Consider the following 22688-nt stretch of genomic DNA (forward strand, 5'->3'; position numbering starts at 1 on the left):
AAAAGTTTATAGAAGACCATTTTAGCCCAAATTTACATTTTTCAAGAAACACTCTGTAAATCTACTAGTATAATAAAAGAAAGAGGTCGTCTTTTCAGACAACCTCTTTTTTTTGCCACGAATTTTCACGAATTATTTTTCTAATTATGGCGCATAAAAAATTCGTGAAAATTCGTGGCAAACTTTTTTCACATCTCCTGGCAAACTTTTCTTTAGTTTAACATTCTCTTTTTAATTAAAAAATCGTTTATCAGTAAATTTGCAGTTATATAAAATTGCAAAATGAGAAAACTCACCACTCACCTATTATCTTTCACATTCTTACTTCTTACCACTCTTGCACATTCCCAAACCAATAAAGATACTTACGTCGTTCTGGTTTCCATGGATGGATTTCGTTGGGATTATCAGAAACAATTTAATCTCCAGAATCTAAAACAAATTGCAAAAGAAGGTGTTCATGCTAAATCAATGCGACCTTCTTATCCAAGTAAAACCTTCCCTAATCATTATTCGATAGTTACAGGTCTTTATCCGGATCATCACGGCATCATTAACAACGTATTTTATGATGCAGCGCTAAACGAATCTTTTGCACTATCTACTAACGCTAAAAATGATTCCAGGTTTTATGGTGGAAATCCAATTTGGAATGTAGCGGAGCAACAAGGGATAAAAACGGCTTCTTTTTTCTGGCCGGGATCTGATACCGATCAAAAAAGACCAACTTACTATAAAAATTACGATGATAAAATCCCATACGAAACCAGAATCGACACGGTTCTAAAATGGTTACAGCTTCCGGAAAAACAACGACCTCATCTTATTACTTTATATTTTGATGAACCCGATCATACCGGACATAATTTTGGACCGCTTTCTCCGGAAAACAAAAAAATGGTAATCAAAATGGATTCGATTATGGGAGAATTATCCCGAAAATTAGATAACCTATCCATCGGGAAACAAATTAATTTAATCATTGTTTCAGATCACGGAATGGCAGCTATCAGCAATGATAAAAAAGTTGTTATTCTGGATTATCTAAAACCGGAATGGCTGAACTACAAAGCCGTTATTAATCCTATTATGAGTCTTCAGGCAAAACCGGGTTATCAGGATTCAATTTATAAAGCTTTAAAGAAAGTCCCTCATATTAAATTCTGGAGATCTGGCGAAGTTCCTAAAAGACTGCATTACGGAAAGAATCCGCGTGTGCATGATTTTGTTATTGAAGCTAAAAAAGGATATAGTTTAGCGAATAGTAAAACTCAAAATATAAAAGGCGGAACGCATGGCTATGATAATAAAGAAAAAGATATGCAGGCCATTTTTTATGCAAAAGGTCCCGCTTTTAAAGTAGATAAAGAAGTTAAAACGTTTCAAAATGTTTCTGTCTATCCTTTAATTGCACACCTTTTAGATCTTAAAATTGATGATGTTGATGGAAAATTTAGCGAAGTAAAGAATATGCTGGTAAATTAGAGAATGCGTCAGTTAAAAAATTTTAAAATTGAATTAATATACTTATTTCCTACTATTAGAAATATACGAATAGCCCCAGTTTTAGCTGGAGATATTGAATGAAGTGGAAAAGGCTTTAGCCGAACTTTAAAGTTCGGCTAAAGCCTTTTAGAATTTTATTTTTTACTCCAGCTAAAGCTGGAGCCTATTAAAAAAACTTCATTTTTAAGACATCGTAATTAATTATCTAATTGACACATTCTCTAATTAACTAACGACTTTATAGGTAGGATCTTCAATCATATTTACTTTAATAACAGCTTCGGCATTTTTAAGCAATGCGATACAGTCGGGACTTAAATGCTGGAGCTCCACTATCTTATTAAGCTGATTGTATTTCTTTGTTAAACTATTCAGTGCTTCAATTGCTGACATATCAGCAACACGGCTTTCTTTAAAATCGATAATCACATGATCCGGATCGTTTGCAATATCAAATTTTTCTATAAAAGCTGCTGCCGAACCAAAGAAAAGCGGTCCGTAAATTTGGTAATGCTTTACTCCTGCTTCATCAATAAAATGTCGGGCGCGAATTCTTTTAGCACTTTCCCAGGCAAAAACAAGTGCCGAAATAATAACCCCAATTAAAACTGCCAAAGCCAGATTATGCAACACAATAGTAACTATCGCCACTAAAATCCCCACAAAAATATCATGTTTAGGCATCTTGTTGATGATCCTGAAACTTGACCACTCAAAAGTCGTAATTGCAACCATCATCATAACTCCTACTAAAGCCGCCATTGGTAATTTGCCAATTATGGGGGCTCCAAAAAGTACGATTACTAAAATAGTCAAAGAAGCAATTATTCCTGAAAGCCGGGCTCTCGATCCCGCTGAAAGATTTACTAATGTTTGTGCAATCATCGGGCAGCCTCCCATCCCGAAAAAGAAACCATTTAAGACATTAGAACTTCCCTGAGCAATGCATTCTCTATTACTATTTCCTTTTGTTCCCGTAATTTCATCGACAAGATTCAAAGTCAACAAACCTTCTGTCAGACCAACTGCGGCAACAATTACAGAATACGGGAATATAACTTTGAAGGTCTCAAAAGAAATTGGAATATTCGGAATATGAAACGGAGGGAATCCGCCTTGAACAGATGCAATATCTTCGACTGTTTTTGTTTCAATATTAAATACAAGTACAAGGACAAAAACTACCACAATAGCGACCAAAGAAGCCGGAATTGCTTTTGTAAGTTTCGGAAAAAGCAATACGATCCCAATTGTTAGCGCAACTAAACCCAGCATTATATACAAAGGCGTTCCTTGCAACCACGAAGTCTGACCGTTTACAATAGTTTTAAATTGTTCTAATTGCGACATGAAAATAACGACCGCCAATCCGTTTACAAAGCCGAACATAACGGGTTGTGGCACCAATCTTATAAATTTTCCGAGTTTAAAAAGACCTATGCAAATCTGGACTACACCGCCAAGTGCGACGGCTGCAAAAACATATTCTAAACCGTGGGATTTCATTAAGGCAATCAAAACGATAACGGTTGCTCCTGCTCCGCCAGAAATCATTCCGGGTCTTCCGCCAAAAATCGCAGTAACCAAACCTGCAATAAAAGCAGCATATAAACCTGTCAAAGGCGGAAAACCTGCTAAAATAGCAAATGACAATGATTCCGGAATCATCGTCATGGCAACGGTTAAGCCTGCTAAAATTTCGTTTTTGTAATTGACTTTTTGGGAAAAATCAAAGAGTGAAAGTGCTTTTTTCATAAGAGCACAAATTTAAAAAAATAATGCGCACAAACAGAAGAAAGCTTTCTTACTTAAAAAGGAATTTTAGAACTGTTTCAACAACAGTAAAACCAAAGAAATAATAAAATTTATCATATTATAATTATTCTAATTTTATACAAGTATATCCCAGACAATTTACATAGTCTATAATGTTCTTTGGTTCTAGATCTATACCTTCTACGCGTAATATCTTATCACAATCTTCTAAATCAAAATTAATTTTATAATCAGGAAATTGGGTCTGAATAACGGCAATAATGTAATTTGTATCTGCTTCTTTCTGAACATTTGTTTTAAAAACTTCAACCACCATAATTATTTATTTTAATGCTATATCAAATAATAAACGAACTATAGAATTGCGCTAAATCACGAATTCTGATCAAAAAGGATTATAAGAAATTCCAAACCTAAAATATCCCTGAGCATCTTCTTTCTGATCATACACATAATTAGACGTTTGTTCACCCCTTTCTGTTACACGCGTACTCAAAATATTATTGATACCCGCTTTAAATAATCCGTTTATTTTGGATGAAAAACGATATTCATACGTAAAACCGGACTTCAATTCTAATTGATTTAACTCATAAATTCCTTTTAAATCTGGCATTGATATATTTAAGTAAAAACTTTCAGAGTTTAATTCAGTACCTAAGGAAATTCTTCCATTTTCCAACAACCCTCTTCTGAACAGCAAACGCTGTGGAAGAATGAAGTCAATATCCCAATTTGAGTTTTCGAATTTATGATTATAAGTAAAAAGAGGTGTGACTGGTATAATCGACGAAGGATCTAACATGGCCAGAGCACCAATAGTGATTGTAGTATTGGCGGTTCTTTTAAGAACAATATTGGCGGTAACAAAACCTTTAACACGCTGTACATTATCTTCGTTCCCGTCGACTGTTGCCGTTGCATTGTAAATAACCGGTTTCTTAAAAAGCATTGACATATATGTTGCGCTCACTGCTCCGGCAAAATAATGAATTTCCTGATTTGGCCTGGTGTATGGCACTGCCGAATTAACATTATAAATATCTCCAAAACCATACGTTTCATATTTATAACGCAAAGAACCTGTTACAACAAAACGTTTTGATTCGGTTGCATAAAAAGGAACATTAATTGCTACTTTTAGTCGGTTGTGCGTATCGATCCTGCCTCTTTCCGAACGGTTTCCAAAAAGCTTCGAATCAAAATTTGTTGGCCCCAACTGTTCGTATTGCACATCAAAGATTCTCGTGGTCGGAAATTTATCTGTTATCGATTTTACAACCGTTTTCATTGGCGCATCTTTTTCCTGAGCCATTGTTCGTATAGACGCACATATGAATAAAACGTACAAGAATTTTGTTTTCATAAATTGGTGTAAAATTAAATTTGTTTAAAAAAGACTTAAAAACCCAGGCAAAAGTAATTGCCAAGCTTCTATTATAATAGCAAATTTATACAAACGGCGTAACATTTATACCAATGGCGTTTGCATAATTTATGCTTCGCAAAGCTTTACAAACTATAATATTAGACTATTTTTGCCGTTATGAAAATTCTTAAAATTTATCAGAACTTTTTTCTCCGAAACCTCATTGTAAATGCACTTATTTATTTGGTAATTCTGGCTTGTGTTTATGATGAAGTAAAATTAAGCGGACACCACTGGACTTATATTTTCAGTAAAATCGGAGTAGGCTATTTCCCTTCTATTGTTTGGGTAACGTGCTTCAACATCTTTATTATTAAACCCTTTTTATTTCAAAAAAAAATTAAGACCTTTTTTATATTGCTTGTCGTTTATTGGACTGCATTTTATTTTTTCATGAGCTGGCTTTTTCCAGTAGTAGGTCTGGGAGCCTTAAAAACCCTTCAGATTCTTTCTCTTATTATCAATGGAATCTTTTTTTATTTTATTCACGTTGTGATCACCAAAAAAATTACGGAGGCAGATAAGGATATCATGAATTTCAAATCAGAGCTTTCGTTTTTGAAACAGCAATTGAATCCGCATTTTTTACTAAATGCCATGAATAATTTATACGGAGAATCCTTATCTGATCCTGATAAATTACCGGACAGAATCCTGAACCTTTCAGACATGCTGCGCTATCAGATTGAAGCTTCTAAAAAAGATTATGTTTTATTAGAAGAAGAAATTGCGTTTATAAAAAAATACATCGAATATTATACTTTCCAGAACGAACGGCTTGTGGTTACCCAGAATTTTGAAGGCAATTTTGACAATATCGATATTCCGCCTTTGTTCTTTTTGCCTTTGGTAGAAAATGCCGTTAAATTCTCTGCAGAAACTTCTAAACCTTTTATTATTGTAGATGTAAAGGTAAAATGCAATCAATTGTCTTTTACTGTAAAGAATAATTATCTTGATGAGGGTTCCAGACTTTCAAGTACGGGAATTGGAATCGAAAACCTAAAAAGGCGTCTTGAAGTTTATGGATTAAAACATGAACTGAACTGTAAGAAAGAAAAGAATATCTTTATCGTAAAACTAAATATATGGCACTTACCTACCGCTGTCTTATCATAGACGATGAATCTCCGGCACATAAAGCGCTCGCATCGCATATCTCTAAATTTGATGATCTGGAACATTCCGGAAGTGCTTTTAGCGGTATGGAAGCGGTAAAAATGCTCAACGAAAACGCGTACGACATTATCTTTCTGGATATTAATATGCCTGTAATCTCCGGCGTTGAACTGATGGAACTACAACCCAAAAGACCACTTACCATTGTAACAACGGCTTATTCTGATTTCGCTCTTTCGGCGTATCAAAATGATGCGATCGATTATTTGCTTAAACCCATATCGTTTGAAAAATTTTCTAAGGCAATCGAAAAAGCTAAAACTTATTACTCAGGAAAAAACGCAAAAAAGGAAATCAGTACTTGCGAAAAAGTACTTTCGCAACGCATAAATGGCCAAATGACCGACACGCTTTTAAGTGATATTATTTATATCGAAAGCCTGGGCAATTATATGAAGTTATACAACAAAAAACTAAAATCGCCTATGATTATTTATGGTTCGCTGGCAAGTATAAGTAGCGAAATTGACAGTACTGATTTCCTGCAAGTCCATCGTTCTTTTATTGTAAATACCCGCGAAATTAGTTCTGTAACATATAAATCTCTCACAATGTCTAATAATGAAATTATTCCTGTGGGAAGGAAATATCAGATTTTATTGGACAACTTGATAATTAGGTAATGTAAAAAAATCAGATAATTTAAAAAGCTTAATTTTTATTGACTTTTCTGTATTAAAAACAAATTATAAGACGATTATCAATTCTGAAACATCCTATTATCTCGATTAATAACCGGAAATAAACCCGACAGGTTTCAAAAACCTGTCGGGTTTAGAAACAGCAAATTATATAGAATCAATAACTGTCATTAAAAATTAAATCTGCATTAAAAAGGCAGTATTAAAATTCAAAACTTGTTATTTTACTTGCTCATAATTCTTTACTTCTAAAAAAAATGATTATCAAACTAATTTTTCTTACATAAATAATTATATTCGCCAAGCCACAGATCCTTTTAATTAATTGTCGAAAAATGATGCTTTTTAAGTCCCTATTTAAGAAATCAACTTTAGAATGCCCAAGATGTTTAGGTACAACATTTGTAGACTGGGATGATATACACCGTTTACAAAGGGTGTTAAAATGGGCTCCTGGGCCTTGTGCATATTGTTTAGGCACGGGAACAGTTACCAGAGAAATGATTGAAAAAGTTCCTGTAGATTACACTTATCTTACGATAGATTTACCGGAATCTGAAATGGACAAAATAAAAGAAGGTGACGAAGAAATACTGGAAAAAGGAAGAATACACGAGCTTTTTTTAGACAATCTTATAAAATATGTTGAAGATCAATACTTAAAAAACAAAATGGATGCCGAAAGTATTGCCAATCTATACTTAACGACTGAAGACGAAACGGCTTTATTTTCGTTAGAAAGAGAGAATCTAATACAATATATTGAAAAGATAATTGAATTGAAAAAGACTGAACTTAATTAGATTCAAAAAACACACCCTTTTTATCGCGGAAACAGATTTTCGAAAAGCATTACAGCTTCCCGTTTTTCTCCAAAAAAAAATCCCAAAAACACGTATAAATACGCATTGTCAGATTTTTTTTTATTGCTAAAATTGCAGTAAATAATTTTTACTTGAGATTATAATTTTCCTTTCCGGAAAATTATTAAAATGTTGTCATTTTTTTGGAACAATTAAATGAGATTTCTAATCGGTATTAACGATTAAAATCTCATTTTTTTTTTGACTTATCTTAAAACAAAGAATTGACTCTTATAAAACCTTTTACTAAAGCTAGTGCTTTTATACTGCTTACAGGAAATTCTATAGTTTGATGATCTGGGTTTAATGCTACAAATTGCACGTATGATTCACGTTCAGATTGTTTTAAATAACGGGTAAAAAAAGATTCATTGCCGTAATTATTTACATAAATCAAATACATTTCGCCCCAAATAATATTGTTTTGGAGATTAAATATCTTTTTATATAAAGCAATATCTCCGCTCTTTAATAAAGGATGCATACTATCGCCAGTTACATACAATGCTCCGTCGCAATTAGAGGTTTTTGGAACACTTATAAACTCAACAGGCTTTTGATTTTCATTGTCACCAAACAAATAGATAATTCCCGCAGTGGTTTGAATATCATAAAGTGGTAAGTCAGGATTTTCTTCTACTTTATCTAATTTTTTATAGAATCTTCTGTCATTTTCTTCTAAAATATTTAATTTTATCATATATCCGGTCCCGGTTAAAAGCCAATTTAGGTCAATATCCGGGTATCTTTTTATGATATTTTCTAATTTATCCAGTCCAATTGTTTTGTTTTTCTTCAATTGACTGGCAAATGAGCCATTAGACATGCCTATTTCTCTTTCGAAAGCACTCACTCTAATACCCTTATAATCAATATACTACTTGATTCTCTGTAACGTATTTTCTAACATAAAGCTATTTTTTAGAAAAAATCCTACTTTTTATCTGTTAGTTAGTAAATATCCTACTACATTTACTACTCAATAAGAAACAAACTGAGCAATGGACAAACCTACGATCAGGGTATCATTAAGGCTTTGGCAGAGAAATACAGGATAACTGCTTTTTATGTTCGACAGTGTTTAAGCGGTCATTATAATAGTAGCACAGCAGATAATATAAAACTGGATTACAAATCGTTAGAAAAAAAACTGCAGACGACTTATTTAGTTTTCATAAATAAATAAATCCCAGAATGATTTGCAGTAAAAAACGGTCTTTACCTGAAGCATGGAGATCGCGCCTCGTTTAGGATGTTTTTTAATATAAAAATCTTGCTTTTTTAACTTAAGCAAAAATTACGGCAATAATATATCACAAGCAGTTTTGAATTGTATTCTGAGTTTTTTTATAAATATTTATAGTTAGTAAGTTGGTTAAATTTAAATACAATAATTTTTTTAAGTTCATGTTTTCTTTATTGTTGTATTATAAATGGGGGAGGTACCTACTACTCCCTCATTTTTTATAGAAGTGATACATAATTGCATTGTTTTTTAAACTAACTGATTGCAAATTTGCATTATCAATTTTCATAGCTATTAGAATATTCTTTACTTTAATATTTCTACAATCGTTTTTTATGCAATATTACCCAATCCATCAGGAAATGGTCTGTAAGCATAATAATGCAAAACTTCTTCGATTGCTATCTTTAACGCCTCGTTTATAGGGAGCAGAATAACTCCCATTCTGAGATCAATTTGTGCCAGTTGCATGTAATAATTGGTAAAAATAGGAACGTTTATTCCATTATTAATTGCTTCTTCGGCCTTCTCAAAGTTTTCTTGTTGCTGTTCTTTTATGATTCTGCAGGTAGCCAGTCTTAGTTTTCCGTATTTATCAGTATTGGCAGCATAACCAAAAAGTCGGCATATTAATCCGCGATAGCGATAATTACTGCAGCTCCCTTTATGTTCTAATACTGAAAGCGGACGATATATAAGGCAATTGTTTGAAGTCGTATTGTTTAATAATACTAAGGTTTCTTCGGCTTTTCCATTTAAAAATAAATGAAATGCCCACGGCAAAAATTCCAAAGGCGAAGCATCAATATTTGGTGTCGTACAGCATTTACCGCAACCTGCGTTACAATACAAATGTGTCTCTGACTGGAAAGCAGTAATTTCAATTTCCAGGCGGTCAAATAATTCTTCAACCTGCCTAACTTTATCTTCTATTGCCATCTTTTTTGTGTAAGGTAGGCTAATAGAAATGACTCTGGCCAGAAGTGCGATTTAATTGGGAAAAATAAAACAAAATCCAAATTACAAAGTATAAACTTCGAGCCTTTACTTATGGTAATTTCATCATTTAAAAACAGTTACATTACAATCCTTTGATTTTTTTGGATATAAAAGCAAGGGCATTAGTAGACCATAAAGCGAGAAAAAACAGTACGGGCTGAAAAAACAATCGCATTAAACGGGCTTGATCTGTGTCGAGTCCAAAAGCATCTGTACCATTTAAGTATTGAGCGATATTTCCCGGAAAAACCAATACGTAAAATAGTGCCAGCGCGATTCCTGCGTGTACTTTATACTTTGTTAGAAATATCATACTCAGACCTAATATAATCTCAACGATTCCGGAGAGTATGACAACGAGGTCTTTATTAACAGGAACCCAATTAGGGACTTGTGCCTGAAAATCGGTTCTTTGAAAAGTAAAATGACCAATGGCGGCCGTTATCATGAAGATTCCCAAAAGTATCCTGAAAAAATTCTGAGCTTTAGATGTTTTTATATTTTCCATATCAAATATTTATTGCTTAAGTTTTGTTTCTCTTAAAAAGTGATCTTCTCAAATTTACAACAATATAAAGTACACTTTTTTTCAAAGTTTTTATATCATTGTTGTTTAATATCCATGTGATTAACCTCATTGAGCTTCTCAATAAAATAACTAATTTTTAATTCAAAATCAGTTCAAAAATCAAATTTCCTATAGTACTTTTGCGTTCTCTGAATAGCCCAAAATTAAAGCCCAAAAATCTGTATGACACGAGAACATTATATTCCCTTTAACAAGGAATTCTTACTCGAACAACAAATTACCTCTTTCTCTGAAGATCAAAAAAAGGTCGACGATTTCAAGAAATTATTTGATATTATCGAACATTATTTTCATTATGAAGCTTTTAATCTCAACCGAAATCTAAAACAACATTACGCCTTATTCGATCCGGATTTAAGCCTTAAGGAACGTGAAGAATTTTTAGGCAAAAGTGATTTTAATATTTTCAAAGAAACACTTCTTAAGGTTTTAGAACAGGGAAATTATCGTCGTATTGATGAGGAAACTTTAAAGAAAGCTTTTGAAGATTCAGATTTAATTGGCTTGAATCTTTCTATAGATTTTAATGCTTTTAAAGATTATGAACTCTACGTTCGGGGTCATCATAAAGCGAAGGAAAAAGTTAAGAAGTTTATTTTCTGGAAAAAAGAAATTGAGATCGACTATTATGATCGTGTCCTGATTTACCTGAACTATAATGAGAAAGATTATCTAAGTGAGAACAAGGTAAAATTAGGCAAAATGCCTATTGATCCAGGAACTATTGCTTTAAAAATCTTTAAACGTGTTCCTAAAAACGACATCGAAACAATTTTTCCAAATGCAATACCGAGAATGTCTGCCAAAGACAAATTATTCTTTTGGGTTCCTGGTATTGGCGGCGGAATCTCATTATTAAGTACGACTGTAATTCCGGCTTTGATTGGCATGTATGCGGCATATCAATCTGGCGAGGCAATTGATTTATTAAATAGTAAAGCCTCTCTTAATCAAGGCTTAATTGCGTTGGGAATATTGTCGCTGTACTTGTTTCGCCAATACAGTAATTTTGTCAACAAGAAGATCAAATATTCTAAAATACTCTCGGATAGTCTTTATTTTAAGAATCTGGGAAACAACAGCGGCGCCTTTTATTCGCTATTAAACTCATCTGAAGAAGAAGTGCTTAAGGAAACTGTTTTGGCTTATACTTTTTTATACAGAAGCAACAAACCTTTGACTGCTGACGAACTTGATGAGCAGATTGAAAACTGGTTTCTAACTCAATTAAAAACGGATCTTGACTTTAACGTAAAAGACTCTTTACTGAAACTAAAGAGCATTGGTCTTGGTGTAGAAACCAACGGAAAATGGGAAGTTATTGCTTTAGACAAAGCGCTGATCACGATTGATGAATTGTGGGATAATGTTTTTGAGTATAACCAGAAGTAGGTTTATAACATTCTTTAAGCTTAATGATTATGAATGAACAACAAAATATTTTTTTTTATTTCTAATTTATTCTAAATTCACTTCAAATTTACAAACCTTATGAAGTCATTATTGAGCCTTTTTTTCTTGGTCTTTTTTTCTGTTCTTTCTTCTGCACAAAATAATAAAGCTAATAAATTAGACTTAATTATTTTAGAGAATCACTATACTCTCAAACAATATGACAGTATTGTAAATAATGAATTTAAAAAAGGGAAAATCCCTGTACTTTATTATAGCGCAAGCTGGTGTGGCCCATGTGTGAAATTTAAAAAAATGATTAAAGAAAATAACCTGTTTAAAACGAAATTAAAAAATTTTACTTTTATTCAGGCAGATGTCTCTTCTCTTTCTAACTGTGAAAAAGATACCATAAAACTAGGTGATATTTTAGGTTGCAGAGACTGGCAGAATTTTGTACCGCGTTTCTCAAAAATAGGTAAAAAAGGCGAAGATTTGAATTTTATAATGGGGTCTTCCTGGTTCATGGAACAACCTTATAGAATTGATGATTTTATAAAAATGGTGATGACGCCAAGAAGAGAAAGATTTATTTTTGAAAGCCTGAAAAAGTAATAAAAATAAACAGCTGGCGAGCTTAATCAAACTAAATCCGGATCAAGCCAAAACTTGATAACCTTTAATTTTCGTTAACGTTCTATTATCAATCTTTTTACTTATTAAAAGACAAACGAAAACACACAAATAATAGTTTTATTTGTGTGTTTTTTATTATGCTTCAAAAATTTTCAATTCAATTTAGTTTTTTATCTGCTATCGATCAACCAAAAAGAAATTTCATTAGATTTACGTAACTAACCTTAAAACCAAAAAGATGAGAACATTAGAGCAATGGTTTGCAGAATATGCCGTAAGTCATCAAAACCCAAAAAATAAGGCCATACATTATGTATGTGTTCCGGCAATTTACTTTTCTATAGTGGGATTATTAATGAGTATCCCGAGTGGTATTATTGCCAATACATTAAAATTAAATGCGCCTGTTATGGAAAATTGGGCCATCGTAGTACTCATTTTTGTACTCATTTTTTATATTCGGTTATCTGTTTCTATGGCTATTAAAATTGCTGTTTTATCAGCTATTTGTCTTGTGGTAAATTATTATATCGGGCAAATTGTACCTTTATGGATCTTCTCTATTGGTATTTTTATAATCGCATGGATCGGACAATTCTACGGACATAATATTGAGGGCAAAAAACCTTCTTTCTTAAAAGATCTCCAGTTTCTGATGATTGGTCCGGCTTGGGTTGTTGAAAATTTATTTTCGAAGAAATAAAAAAAACACCCGTAAATTTATAAAAAGACAAACACACTATAAAACCCTGAATCTATTTAATTAACCAAACTTACTTTAAGCCGTATGGGAATGATTGCCAATTTACTTCGTGTTACACCTACTGAACTAAAAACTTATTTAAACGACAGTACTCTTCTTGAAGAAAGGATTTATAGTCCTGATGCCGACAAAGATTTTAACCTGAAAGATATAGACAAAGCATGGGATGCTATTATTTTTTTATTAACAGGTGATAATATTCAAAATGCCAATAATCCGCTTGTTCAGGTTCTCTTTAGCGGGCAAATTATAGATGAAGGACAGGATTTGGGTTATGGTCCCGGTCATTACCTAACACCTAAACAGGTAAAAGAACTTAACAGTAAAATCTCAGTTTTTACAACCGAAGAGCTGAAACAAAGATATAATCCGGAAAAGATGACTGAAATTGATGTTTATCCTTCTATTTGGGATTCTGAAACGTTTGAATATGTTGATTTTTATTTTAAACGCTTACAGCACGTTTATGCTGAGGCGGAGAAAAACGGACAGGCTATTATAACTTTTTTGAGTTAAACAATTACGCCTTACTTTTATTAAGCGTTATTAAACAGCATAAAATATGAAGACAGGGGCAGATAATGAGATTGAGATTGAAAACTACGATATTTTTACCTACAGAAGAATCAGACGTGCCATTGGTTATCTGGGTATAAGTCTTCCGATACTTTTAGTGGTGTTTTCCCTGGTTCCTTTTTTTCAAACTCCACTTCAGTTTTCTATTAGCCATTATTACTATACTAATTTGCGGGAAATTTTTACCGGAACTTTGTGTGCCGTTGGCTTATTTCTGATTCGGTACAAAGGTTTCGGAAATGCTTCGATCCTGAAGAACGACAATTTATTAACCAATATAGCAGGAATTATGGCTTTGGGTGTGGCTTTGTTTCCCACAAATCCAGATGATTTCAAGGCCAAAATTTATACTTTAATTCCATATCCTGAAAAATGGCTTGGCTGGCTTCATTATGGTTTTGCTGCTCTTTTGTTTTTAATATTGGCTTTATTGGCAATTAATGTTTTTACTATTGGGCAGGAAAATGAAACAAAAACTCCTAAAAGTATCCTGAACGAAAACAATATTTACAGGGTTTGCGGTTATTCGATTATAGTATGCATCATAATGATCCCAACTTTCGAAATATTAAAATTGTTTCCTTATTCGACTTTGATTTTTGAGGCGCTTTCTCTTTTTGCTTTTGGAATTGCATGGCTAATAAAAGGTCGCGCTTTGGGGGATAAAGGGGTAATTGGTCAAAAATTGTATCAGGAAAATAATCCGGGATGATACCTGCACAATTCCTAAACTGGACTATTGCTTATACTTAAAACTGGATCACGCTCACGTTTTGAGCAACTCTTAGTTTTGCAGAATGAAAGAGTTAATAATTTCGAATTTAAAAGAGGTTCACAATCGCATTAAAAATGCCTGTGAACTTTCCGGCAGAAATGTGTCTGATATACAATTGCTGTTAGCCACTAAAACTGTTCCTTTCGAAAAAATAAGAATTGCGATTGAAGCGGGGGAAACTTTAATTGGCGAAAACAAAATGCAGGAATTACGGGATAAAGATTTCGGATTAAAAGAATTAAATACAGAACGTCATTTTATTGGCCATTTGCAAACTAATAAAATAAAAGATGTCCTGAAATATGTTTCATGTATTCAGTCTTTAGACCGGTTAAATCTTGCGCAGGAACTAGACAGGCAATTGCAAAAAGAAAACAGGAACCTCGATGTTTTTATTCAGGTCAATACTTCTTTTGAGGAAAGTAAATTTGGACTTCGTCCTGATGAAGTAATTTCTTTCATAAGGGAAGTAAAAAAATACGAAACTTTGAATATTAAAGGGTTGATGACAATTGGTTTATTAGATGTTGAAAAAGAAAAAATGCAGCCATCCCTACGTTTATTACGACAAATAAGGGATGAGATTTATGCCGAAGGAATTGAAAACATGCAACCATTAAAGCTTTCTATGGGAATGTCTCAGGATTTAGAACTGGCAATTGCCGAAGGTTCAGACATGGTCAGGATTGGTTCGTCGGTTTTTGGAAACCGATTTTTTAGGAAAAGAAATATGGAATGAGAATATTGCAGAATAAACTTTAATTTTGCATCAAATAAAACTGAAATGAATCTATACGAGCTGACTGTAAACGATACCGAAAAAATAGCATTAGATGACTTACTTTTTAGTGACGAGAACAAAGCTGCGTTGCTGCAAACTATTAAGGAGCACGAATACATTGAGGAATTAAAAAAATACAATCTTAAAGTAGACAATAAAATATTACTTCATGGTCACTCTGGCTGCGGTAAAACGACGACGGCAAAAGCTATTGCTGCTGCTTTGAACAAGAATATCGTAATCATGAATCTGAGTACTTTAATTAACGCGCGAATTGGCGAAACATCAAAAAATGTAAAAGCTATATTCGAAAAGGCTATCAGAGAAAAGGCTGTATTATTTTTAGATGAATTTGACCAGATCGGAAAAAGCCGTGACAGCGACGATAAGGATGTGGGAGAAATGAGACGCCTTGTTAATACGATCATTCAATTGATAGATTATTTCCCGTCTGATAGTTTGCTTATTTGTGCAACAAACCATTATCATTCTATTGATACTGCTTTATTGCGACGATTTCAGATACGTTTACAATTTGAAATGCCTGACGAAGGTGAACTGGATCTTTATTATGATAAAGTACTGGCTGGTTTTCCTGAGCATTTACAGGATATCCTGCGCAAATACAATATTTCTTATGCTGAAGCTAAAGATTATATTCATACTACAATGAAAAAACAAATTATTGCTGAACTGGACCTTCAGAAACTTTTACAGCAATAATTATAAATTCATTCCGGATACTCTTTTTTTCTTTGTCTGCGGTTGGGTCGCTGCATTCCGGATCTTATAAAACCGGGTACAAAACAAACTAATAGATGCTCACGTTTCCAATTGTAACATTTCAGGAAAAAAAACATGGAGACAAACAAAAAAATCGCTGCTCCCACCGCCACCTGAACGGGATATAAAAGTATATTTTCCTGAGGAATAATCATGGGAACAAGGGCAATGGCACAAGCTGGAGCAAATGGTTTCCTGACAATTTCAAAAAGAGAAAAAAGGCTGACAAATAATAATAGTACCGTATATACCAGAGGCAGACGTAATATTGTATGGACATAATACTGAAAAAATGTTCCTAAAATGGCAGCAATTATAACGACCATATAAACTTGTAATGGACGATTGCGAAACCCTGACGATGACGAACTAAATTCTATAAACATAACGATCAATGGCGGCACAATAAATAATAATCTCCCTGTATATGCCGGAATTGCAGCTATGAGGATTAACCAAAAAAATAATCTGGCCCAATGCTTTATACTATGTTTGTAATATCCCTTTTTTTTATCAAAAGCAATAACCTGGCGCAATGCATTTTTCTCCAGAAGCCACTGTCCGGAAACAACTAAAAGGCTCATCACAAAAACAGAAGCAGGATAAACAAATGAATCTGTTCCTAATAAAACCGGCAACATCGCAGCTGACGTTATGGGAATTAATGTGGTACGTGTCAAAATAAGACAAAGCGAAGTAAATGCAAATGAAATTGCAATATTGATTAAAACAGGAAACGAAGAATAACGAACCAGTAAAACTCCAAAAAAAGCACAAACTGTCATCAACACGACAAGCATTGATCTGCTCACTCTCCATATTTTTTTATCAATAACCCACAGACCTAGTACTAATGCGGCCATTTCAGGAAACAGTATTTCTTTCTGGCCAAACCATTCTGATGCACCAACCATTGAACCAATTATAAGCAGGGCAAAAAAATATCGGATTAATTTGATTTTATTCACTTTTAAAACTTTGTATTTTGACTTTGATACATTTTTCTTCGCTTTTCAGCCTTTTTGTTTCAATATTTCAAGAGCTTTTTAGCACAGTCAGAAGCGACAATTAAACCTCCTGCCATCATAATAATATCTTTTATAACCAATCTTCCGGCACCTGAAAGATAAGGAAAACCAAAATTTGGTGTTGTTATATCTCCACCTAAATTGGGAACCCAGACTTCAGGAGTAGTAATTAGAAAAGTAAGCGTAACTATTGCCATTCCCGCTGTGAGTAATCCGCCAAGAAGTCCTAAACGATTATTAAATATACCCAAAAAAGTAAGCAATCCAATCCCTATAATTACCGTTCCTAACACATATGAAAAAGTATAAGTTCCGTTTTGTTTATTCCATTCAATGTTCTTCAGCACTACTTCACCTTCTTTATTTTTATGGTCTTTATATTCATTTGAATTATTACTATAAAAGAAACTCATTAAAGGACTATTTGCTACAAAAGGAACGATTCCGTCTGCTTCATATTGAAAGAACTTAAGCCCGCCAATCCATACCATTACGATACAAATGGCGATTCGCATTAAATTAAAAAATTGACTTTGTAATTTTGCTAACGTTTCTAAGATACTCATCTTCTTGTTGTTTTAATATTTACAACAAAATTACTTGCATCTGCTTCTGGTTACAATGGACAAATAGGGATATTATCTGGACAAATCTGCTACAATAGATATCCCAACATTTTCACGAAAAGCTGTAGGGGTAATTTTTGTATGCTTTTTAAAATATCGGCTGAAATAATTCTCATCATCAAAATTTAATTCAGCAGCTATTTCTTTCATACTCTTGTAGCTAAGATGAATCATTTTTTTAGATTCAAGTATAACCCTTTCATGAATTAATTCAGATGGTGTTTTCAGAAAATGCTGTTTGCATAATTTCGAAAAATTATTGGGCGAAATCCCCATTTGAGCAGCGTAAAAAGAAGGCTGTCTTTCTTTATAAAAATTATTTTCAAGTAAGGTTTTAAATTTCATTAACGGATGATGTATATTCTTCTCCTCTTCAATAACAAGATCTTTTGACTTAATTTTGCTGCATAATGCAAGAATCAATTGCAGATAAGCTTTTACTACAGATTTAGAATAAGTATCCGCATTTTCTATTTCAACAATCAGTTTTCCTAAAATATAATCCAGTTCTATATAATCTTCCGGTTCAAGATTTATATAAGGCTGCTGGTATATATTATTAAATAAAAGACCATTGCAAGCCACTTCTTTTTTATGGTATTCTATGCAATAAAAGTCACCATGAAACTGAAGTCTTCTTGTTGTAATTGGCTTTTCTGTACTAAAATAAATAATTTGATATGGAGTCGTAAATAGGGCTATTTTACCTTCAAAAACATATTCTGTCAGATCTACACTTATTTTTCCACTTCCTTCCAAAAGAAAAATATTATACATAGGCGAACCTCCACATTGATTGATATAACCTGTGGTGCATTCCTGAATCGTACAGTCTTCTTGATTTGTTTGTTCTTCTTTCATTCGTAATTTTAACTTAAACGCTATTCTTCGTTTTCAATACACAGTTGCGCAAGCTTAACAAATATTGCATAAAAACTATTACAGATTTCTACACCGAAACCATTGCTTCTTTATAATAAAAATTAGTTTTAAATTAGCAATACATCAAATGTCGTAAAAATGTCGTGAGATAACCGTTATCGAATTATTCTTTTTAAAATAATTTTGAGATACAATAGATCAAAACAATATAATTTGATTGGAACATTTAAAATCCTATAAATGTAATTTTAGAATCTCTTGTTAGTAAAAAAAATGATCTGCAACTTGTATCAATAAAACTAGTTGCCTGGTAAAAATAGTTATATATTAGTCTTAAAAAAACAAAAACAGTTCCTTAAATCTTTCCAATTGATCTGATAAAAGCTATTTTACGGCAGATAGAAGTGAGTTATGCTCTTTAGTAAAACTGATACCGAAATGAAAATTCCAACCCTACACGGATATATCGAAAGAAGAATTTTAATCAACTTTACAGCTGACCCAAAATCTGTAGAAAAGATAATTCCGTTTCCTTATAGACCAAAAATATACAAAGACAAAGCCATAGTTGGAATTTGCCTAATAAGACTAAAAAACATAAAACCAAAAGGATTTCCTAACTTTATTGGAGTAAACTCAGAAAACGGCGCTCATCGTATTGCTGTTGAATGGGACGAAAATGGTGAGATAAAATCAGGCGTTTATATTCCGCGAAGAGATACTTCGTTAAAGTTAAACACACTTGTTGGCGGAAGAATATTTCCGGGCAAACATTATCATGCAAAATTTAATGTGGTCGAAAAAAACGGAAATTATCATATTAATTTTAAGAGCTCAGATAATACTGAAATATTGATTGATGCCACAGAAACAAAATTATTTAGTGATAAATCAATTTTTGAAACATTAAGTAATGCTTCCACATTTTTTGAAAATGGCGACCTTGGATATTCGCCCAATAAAGACAAATTTGATGGATTAAGATTGAAAGCATATAACTGGGAAGTCAGACCTCTTGACATAATGAAAGTAAAATCCAGCTTTTTTGAAAATGAAGAAATTTTTCCAAAAGGATCTGTAACTTTTGATAACGCATTACTAATGACAAACATTGAACACGAATGGAAAAGTGAAAGTGATAGATAAGAGTGAAGAAACTCAGAACTACTATTCTTTATACAAACACAATTTACCAAACAATTAAAAAAAAAAGACATAAAAAAACCTATTTCATCTCGAAATAGGTTTTTTCTTTTGTGACCACGGAGGGGTTCGAACCCCCAACCCTCAGAGCCGAAATCTGATATTCTATCCAGTTGAACTACGTGGTCAAAAAAATAAATTTTCAATCTTTTAAATTCCAAATACCCACTTTACAATTGGAATTTGGAATTTATATTTTGGACTTTAAACTAGTAACTTCTTAACAATAGTAGAAATTGTTTTTCCTTCAGCAGTTCCGCCTAGTTGAGCAGACGCTAATCCCATAACTTTTCCCATTGATCCAATTCCAGACGCACCTGTTTCTGCAATAATTTTTGCAATTACAGCTTCTACTTCTGCTTCGCTTAATTGTGCAGGAAGAAATTTCTCGATTACAGCAATTTGCGCTAATTCTGGCTCAGCCAAATCAGGACGATTTTGTTCTGTAAAAATTCTTGCACTTTCTTTACGGGTTTTAACTAGTCTTTGAAGTAATTTAACTTCATCGTCTTCTGTTAATTCTTCTTTAGAACCTGAAGCTGTAGCAGCTAATAACATTTCAGATTTAATTGCTCTTAATGCTTCTAATGCTACTGTATCTTTTGCTCTCATGGCGGTTTTAATGTCGTCCATGATTAATGTTTGTAAACTCATCTTATTTTTTATTTAAATAGGTAAAACCTATAATTGACATGAATAATTGAAATCGTGCTCTTGACTTATAGTAAAACACCAATCATTTGTCAGGCTGAGCGAAGTCGAAGCCATTTTAGGTAATTAACCTTCGACTTCGCTCAGGGTGACAATATTTCTTAAATATAAATACTTTTAAAGTCAAATTTTAAATTCTGTGCGAAGATAAAAAAAATAACCCGAAAATTAAATCCAATTTTCGGGCTATCTGTATTTATTATTATCCTAAAATTAATCTACGTTGTCGTGCAAAAATGAATTATTTGAACGCAATTGCAAATCGTTGTTACTATCTGTTCCAACTGATATTCTAGAATTGTTATTATTTGATTGAGAATTAGACAAATCGATACCTAATCTTTTGTAAGCCGGCTCTTTTTCTAACTCGTCAATTCTTGAAACATTATTATGGAATTTATAATTAAATTCTTTTAGTTTCTTTCTTCTTTCTTCAGCTCTTAATCTTAATGTTTCTTCGATTGTTAATTCCATCGGAGAAACTTCTGAAACTGTTGTAAAGTTTCCTTCACTGGCAAAATCAACTTTTTGTTTCATGGTGATATTTAATTCCGCAGGAATTACTTCTTCTACCACTTTATCAGCAGGTTTTGATGCCACTAAGTCATTCTCTACCTCCATATATTCTTCTAACGAATATTTGATGATCCCTTTATCTGAAAGTTCAGTTACCGGTACAAATTGTACTGGATCATTTACTTTGATATTACGGGTTTCATTCGATAATTCGAATAAAATTTTATTCTCTTGCTGAGCAACCGGTTCTTTTTTAACTTCAGGCTCTGATCTGAAAAGAGGTAAGTCAAAAGAAAAAGTGGTTTGTTCTTCTCTTTCAAAAGTTCTTTGCTGAACTTGTTGAACAGGTTTTACTTCCTGAACAATTTGCGCTTCCGGAGATGAAATCGTAAAATCAATATCTGTAATAGGCGAAACAATTTCGAATGTTACATCCAGGTTTTTAATAAACTCAGACATTACTACTAATTCATCCTGATTCATTGACGGAGCAACGGGAGTAACTTCAACCGGTGTAACTGCAATTGGAGCAACTACAACTGGAGCAACTTGTGTAGGTGTAAATGGAGTTACGATATCTTCATCATCATCCATTAAATCAAAAACAATTTTCTCTTCTGATTTTGCAGTAGGTGTTTCAGCATTTACATCAAAAGAAGTAACCGATTTATTCGTTAAATTATGAACGCTTCTTTGTTCATCTTCTAACGTATGAATGATTTTTTTAGGTTCTGTATTTACAATTTCATTTTGTTGTTCAACATCAAAACCTGTTGCAATAATAGTCACGGCAATAGCATCACCAAGAGTTTCGTCTTCACCAACTCCCATGATAATATTAGCATTATGACCTGCTTCTACCTGAATGTGATCATTGATTTCTCCAATCTCATCCAATGTAATTTCGTTTGATCCAGAAACGATAAGCAACAATACGTTTTTGGCTCCTGTAATCTTGTTGTCGTTTAACAACGGAGAATCCAATGCTGAAACGATAGCATCTTTCGCTCTGTTCTCACCCGCAGCAACAGAAGATCCCATGATAGCTGTTCCGCTGTTTGATAAAACAGTTTTAGCATCACGTAAATCGATATTTTGAGTATAGTGGTGCGTAATTACTTCAGCAATACCTCTTGAGGCTGTTGCCAAAACTTCATCCGCTTTAGAGAATCCTGCTTTAAAACCAAGATTTCCGTATACTTCTCTTAACTTATTATTATTAATTACAATTAACGAATCGACTTGCTTACGCAATTTTTCGATTCCTAAAAGCGCTTGTTCCTGACGCACTTTTCCTTCAAACTGAAAAGGAATAGTTACGATACCTACAGTAAGGATTTCTCTTTCTTTTGCCAATTGTGCAATTACCGGAGCTGCACCAGTACCTGTTCCACCACCCATACCAGCGGTAATAAACACCATCTTAGTACCACGGTCTAACATTTTTTCGATATCGGCGATACTCTCAATAGCAGATTGCTGTCCTACATCAGGATTTGCTCCTGCTCCAAGACCTTCTGTAAGGTTCATACCTAACTGAATTTTATTAGGTACAGAACTATTCTGCAGTGCCTGTGAATCAGTATTACAAACGATGAAATCAACGCCTTTAATACCTTGTTTAAACATATGGTTGATAGCATTACTACCACCTCCACCTACACCTATTACTTTGATAACATTTGATTGGTTTTTTGGTAAATCAAATGAAATACTTCCAAATTCTGAGTTGCTCATCATCTTTTTGGTTTTTGAAATTCTTATTTAATACATTTTTTACTTCTTGAC

The 22688-nt window shown here is 33.1% G+C and carries 22 protein-coding genes, 1 tRNA gene and 1 pseudogene; 12 read left to right on the top strand and 12 right to left on the bottom strand.

Annotated elements, in window-relative coordinates; all coding sequences use genetic code 11:
- Positions 1-282 precede the first annotated feature (282 nt).
- Positions 283-1485 carry an alkaline phosphatase family protein gene (locus NJT12_RS13725; RefSeq protein WP_271336489.1) on the top strand — a complete coding sequence of 401 codons (1203 nt, stop codon included), beginning with the start codon at positions 283-285 and terminating at the stop codon, positions 1483-1485.
- 246 nt (positions 1486-1731) lie between these two features.
- Here the strand turns inward: NJT12_RS13725 and NJT12_RS13730 are convergent, their stop codons facing one another.
- From NJT12_RS13730 to NJT12_RS13740, 3 genes are all read right to left on the bottom strand, one after another.
- Positions 1732-3261 (bottom strand): SulP family inorganic anion transporter, encoded by a 1530-nt coding sequence (locus NJT12_RS13730; protein ID WP_271336490.1) that lies wholly within the window; start codon positions 3259-3261, stop codon positions 1732-1734.
- Positions 3262-3385: 124 nt separating this feature from the next.
- Positions 3386-3598, bottom strand: coding sequence for a hypothetical protein (locus tag NJT12_RS13735; RefSeq protein WP_271336491.1), 213 nt, complete (start codon positions 3596-3598; stop codon positions 3386-3388).
- Positions 3599-3667: 69 nt separating this feature from the next.
- Positions 3668-4648, bottom strand: a complete 981-nt coding sequence (locus NJT12_RS13740; RefSeq protein WP_271336492.1) for a hypothetical protein — start codon at positions 4646-4648, stop codon at positions 3668-3670.
- Positions 4649-4828: 180 nt separating this feature from the next.
- Between NJT12_RS13740 and NJT12_RS13745 the strand changes: the two genes are divergently transcribed.
- From NJT12_RS13745 to NJT12_RS13755, 3 genes are all read left to right on the top strand, one after another.
- Positions 4829-5830, top strand: coding sequence for a sensor histidine kinase (locus tag NJT12_RS13745; protein WP_271336493.1), 1002 nt, complete (start codon positions 4829-4831; stop codon positions 5828-5830).
- Positions 5800-6513 carry a LytR/AlgR family response regulator transcription factor gene (locus NJT12_RS13750; RefSeq protein WP_271336494.1) on the top strand — a complete coding sequence of 238 codons (714 nt, stop codon included), beginning with the start codon at positions 5800-5802 and terminating at the stop codon, positions 6511-6513. The genes NJT12_RS13745 and NJT12_RS13750 overlap by 31 nt, the downstream gene beginning before the upstream one ends.
- 353 nt (positions 6514-6866) lie before the next feature.
- The gene (locus tag NJT12_RS13755) at positions 6867-7334 is read left to right on the top strand and encodes a hypothetical protein (protein WP_271336495.1); all 468 of its coding nucleotides are present in this window, start codon (positions 6867-6869) and stop codon (positions 7332-7334) included.
- Between the two features lie 271 nt (positions 7335-7605).
- On the opposite strand, the gene NJT12_RS13760 is transcribed toward NJT12_RS13755, so the two are convergent.
- The 3 genes from NJT12_RS13760 to NJT12_RS13770 form a co-directional block, all read right to left on the bottom strand.
- The gene (locus NJT12_RS13760) at positions 7606-8247 is read right to left on the bottom strand and encodes a S24 family peptidase (RefSeq protein ID WP_271336496.1); all 642 of its coding nucleotides are present in this window, start codon (positions 8245-8247) and stop codon (positions 7606-7608) included.
- Positions 8248-8973: 726 nt separating this feature from the next.
- A complete protein-coding gene (locus NJT12_RS13765) occupies positions 8974-9579 on the bottom strand; it encodes a YkgJ family cysteine cluster protein (protein WP_271336497.1) in 606 nt (201 codons plus the stop codon).
- Between the two features lie 142 nt (positions 9580-9721).
- The gene (locus NJT12_RS13770; RefSeq protein ID WP_271336498.1) at positions 9722-10147 is read right to left on the bottom strand and encodes a DoxX family protein; all 426 of its coding nucleotides are present in this window, start codon (positions 10145-10147) and stop codon (positions 9722-9724) included.
- Positions 10148-10390: 243 nt separating this feature from the next.
- On the opposite strand from NJT12_RS13770, the gene NJT12_RS13775 reads away from it, so the two are divergent.
- The 7 genes and pseudogenes from NJT12_RS13775 to NJT12_RS13805 all read left to right on the top strand — a co-directional run bounded on the left by NJT12_RS13775 (position 10391) and on the right by NJT12_RS13805 (position 15874).
- Positions 10391-11620 (top strand): TMEM143 family protein, encoded by a 1230-nt coding sequence (locus NJT12_RS13775; protein ID WP_271336499.1) that lies wholly within the window; start codon positions 10391-10393, stop codon positions 11618-11620.
- 99 nt (positions 11621-11719) lie between these two features.
- Complete coding sequence (locus NJT12_RS13780) at positions 11720-12235, top strand: thioredoxin domain-containing protein (protein WP_271336500.1); 516 nt, start codon at positions 11720-11722, stop codon at positions 12233-12235.
- Between the two features lie 259 nt (positions 12236-12494).
- Positions 12495-12959 (top strand): Mpo1 family 2-hydroxy fatty acid dioxygenase, encoded by a 465-nt coding sequence (locus NJT12_RS13785; RefSeq protein WP_271336501.1) that lies wholly within the window; start codon positions 12495-12497, stop codon positions 12957-12959.
- Between the two features lie 90 nt (positions 12960-13049).
- A complete protein-coding gene (locus NJT12_RS13790; RefSeq protein ID WP_271336502.1) occupies positions 13050-13535 on the top strand; it encodes a YfbM family protein in 486 nt (161 codons plus the stop codon).
- Positions 13536-13581: 46 nt separating this feature from the next.
- Positions 13582-14307, top strand: a complete 726-nt coding sequence (locus NJT12_RS13795; protein WP_271336503.1) for a hypothetical protein — start codon at positions 13582-13584, stop codon at positions 14305-14307.
- An 85-nt stretch (positions 14308-14392) separates the two neighbouring features.
- A pseudogene (locus NJT12_RS13800) lies at positions 14393-15125 on the top strand (YggS family pyridoxal phosphate-dependent enzyme).
- A 29-nt stretch (positions 15126-15154) separates the two neighbouring features.
- Positions 15155-15874 (top strand): AAA family ATPase, encoded by a 720-nt coding sequence (locus NJT12_RS13805; RefSeq protein ID WP_271336505.1) that lies wholly within the window; start codon positions 15155-15157, stop codon positions 15872-15874.
- A gap of 8 nt (positions 15875-15882) precedes the next feature.
- Here the strand turns inward: NJT12_RS13805 and NJT12_RS13810 are convergent, their stop codons facing one another.
- The 3 genes from NJT12_RS13810 to NJT12_RS13820 all read right to left on the bottom strand — a co-directional run bounded on the left by NJT12_RS13810 (position 15883) and on the right by NJT12_RS13820 (position 18449).
- Complete coding sequence (locus tag NJT12_RS13810) at positions 15883-16902, bottom strand: hypothetical protein (protein ID WP_271336506.1); 1020 nt, start codon at positions 16900-16902, stop codon at positions 15883-15885.
- Positions 16903-16961: 59 nt separating this feature from the next.
- On the bottom strand, positions 16962-17528 hold the full coding sequence (locus NJT12_RS13815; protein WP_271336507.1) for a DUF417 family protein: 567 nt from the start codon (positions 17526-17528) through the stop codon (positions 16962-16964).
- 72 nt (positions 17529-17600) lie between these two features.
- Positions 17601-18449, bottom strand: a complete 849-nt coding sequence (locus NJT12_RS13820) for a helix-turn-helix domain-containing protein (RefSeq protein WP_271336508.1) — start codon at positions 18447-18449, stop codon at positions 17601-17603.
- Positions 18450-18908: 459 nt separating this feature from the next.
- Here NJT12_RS13820 and NJT12_RS13825 point away from each other — a divergent pair, with 459 nt between their 5' ends.
- Positions 18909-19616 (top strand): DUF2071 domain-containing protein, encoded by a 708-nt coding sequence (locus NJT12_RS13825; protein WP_271336509.1) that lies wholly within the window; start codon positions 18909-18911, stop codon positions 19614-19616.
- A 111-nt stretch (positions 19617-19727) separates the two neighbouring features.
- On the opposite strand, the gene NJT12_RS13830 is transcribed toward NJT12_RS13825, so the two are convergent.
- The 3 genes from NJT12_RS13830 to ftsZ all read right to left on the bottom strand — a co-directional run bounded on the left by NJT12_RS13830 (position 19728) and on the right by ftsZ (position 22640).
- Positions 19728-19801, bottom strand: a tRNA-Arg gene (locus NJT12_RS13830).
- Positions 19802-19877: 76 nt separating this feature from the next.
- A complete protein-coding gene (locus NJT12_RS13835; RefSeq protein ID WP_271336510.1) occupies positions 19878-20327 on the bottom strand; it encodes a GatB/YqeY domain-containing protein in 450 nt (149 codons plus the stop codon).
- A gap of 270 nt (positions 20328-20597) precedes the next feature.
- The gene (ftsZ, locus tag NJT12_RS13840) at positions 20598-22640 is read right to left on the bottom strand and encodes a cell division protein FtsZ (RefSeq protein WP_271336511.1); all 2043 of its coding nucleotides are present in this window, start codon (positions 22638-22640) and stop codon (positions 20598-20600) included.
- Positions 22641-22688 lie beyond the last annotated feature (48 nt).

The organism is Flavobacterium azizsancarii (assembly GCF_027980145.1).
Taxonomy (GTDB): Bacteria; Bacteroidota; Bacteroidia; order Flavobacteriales; family Flavobacteriaceae; genus Flavobacterium; species Flavobacterium azizsancarii.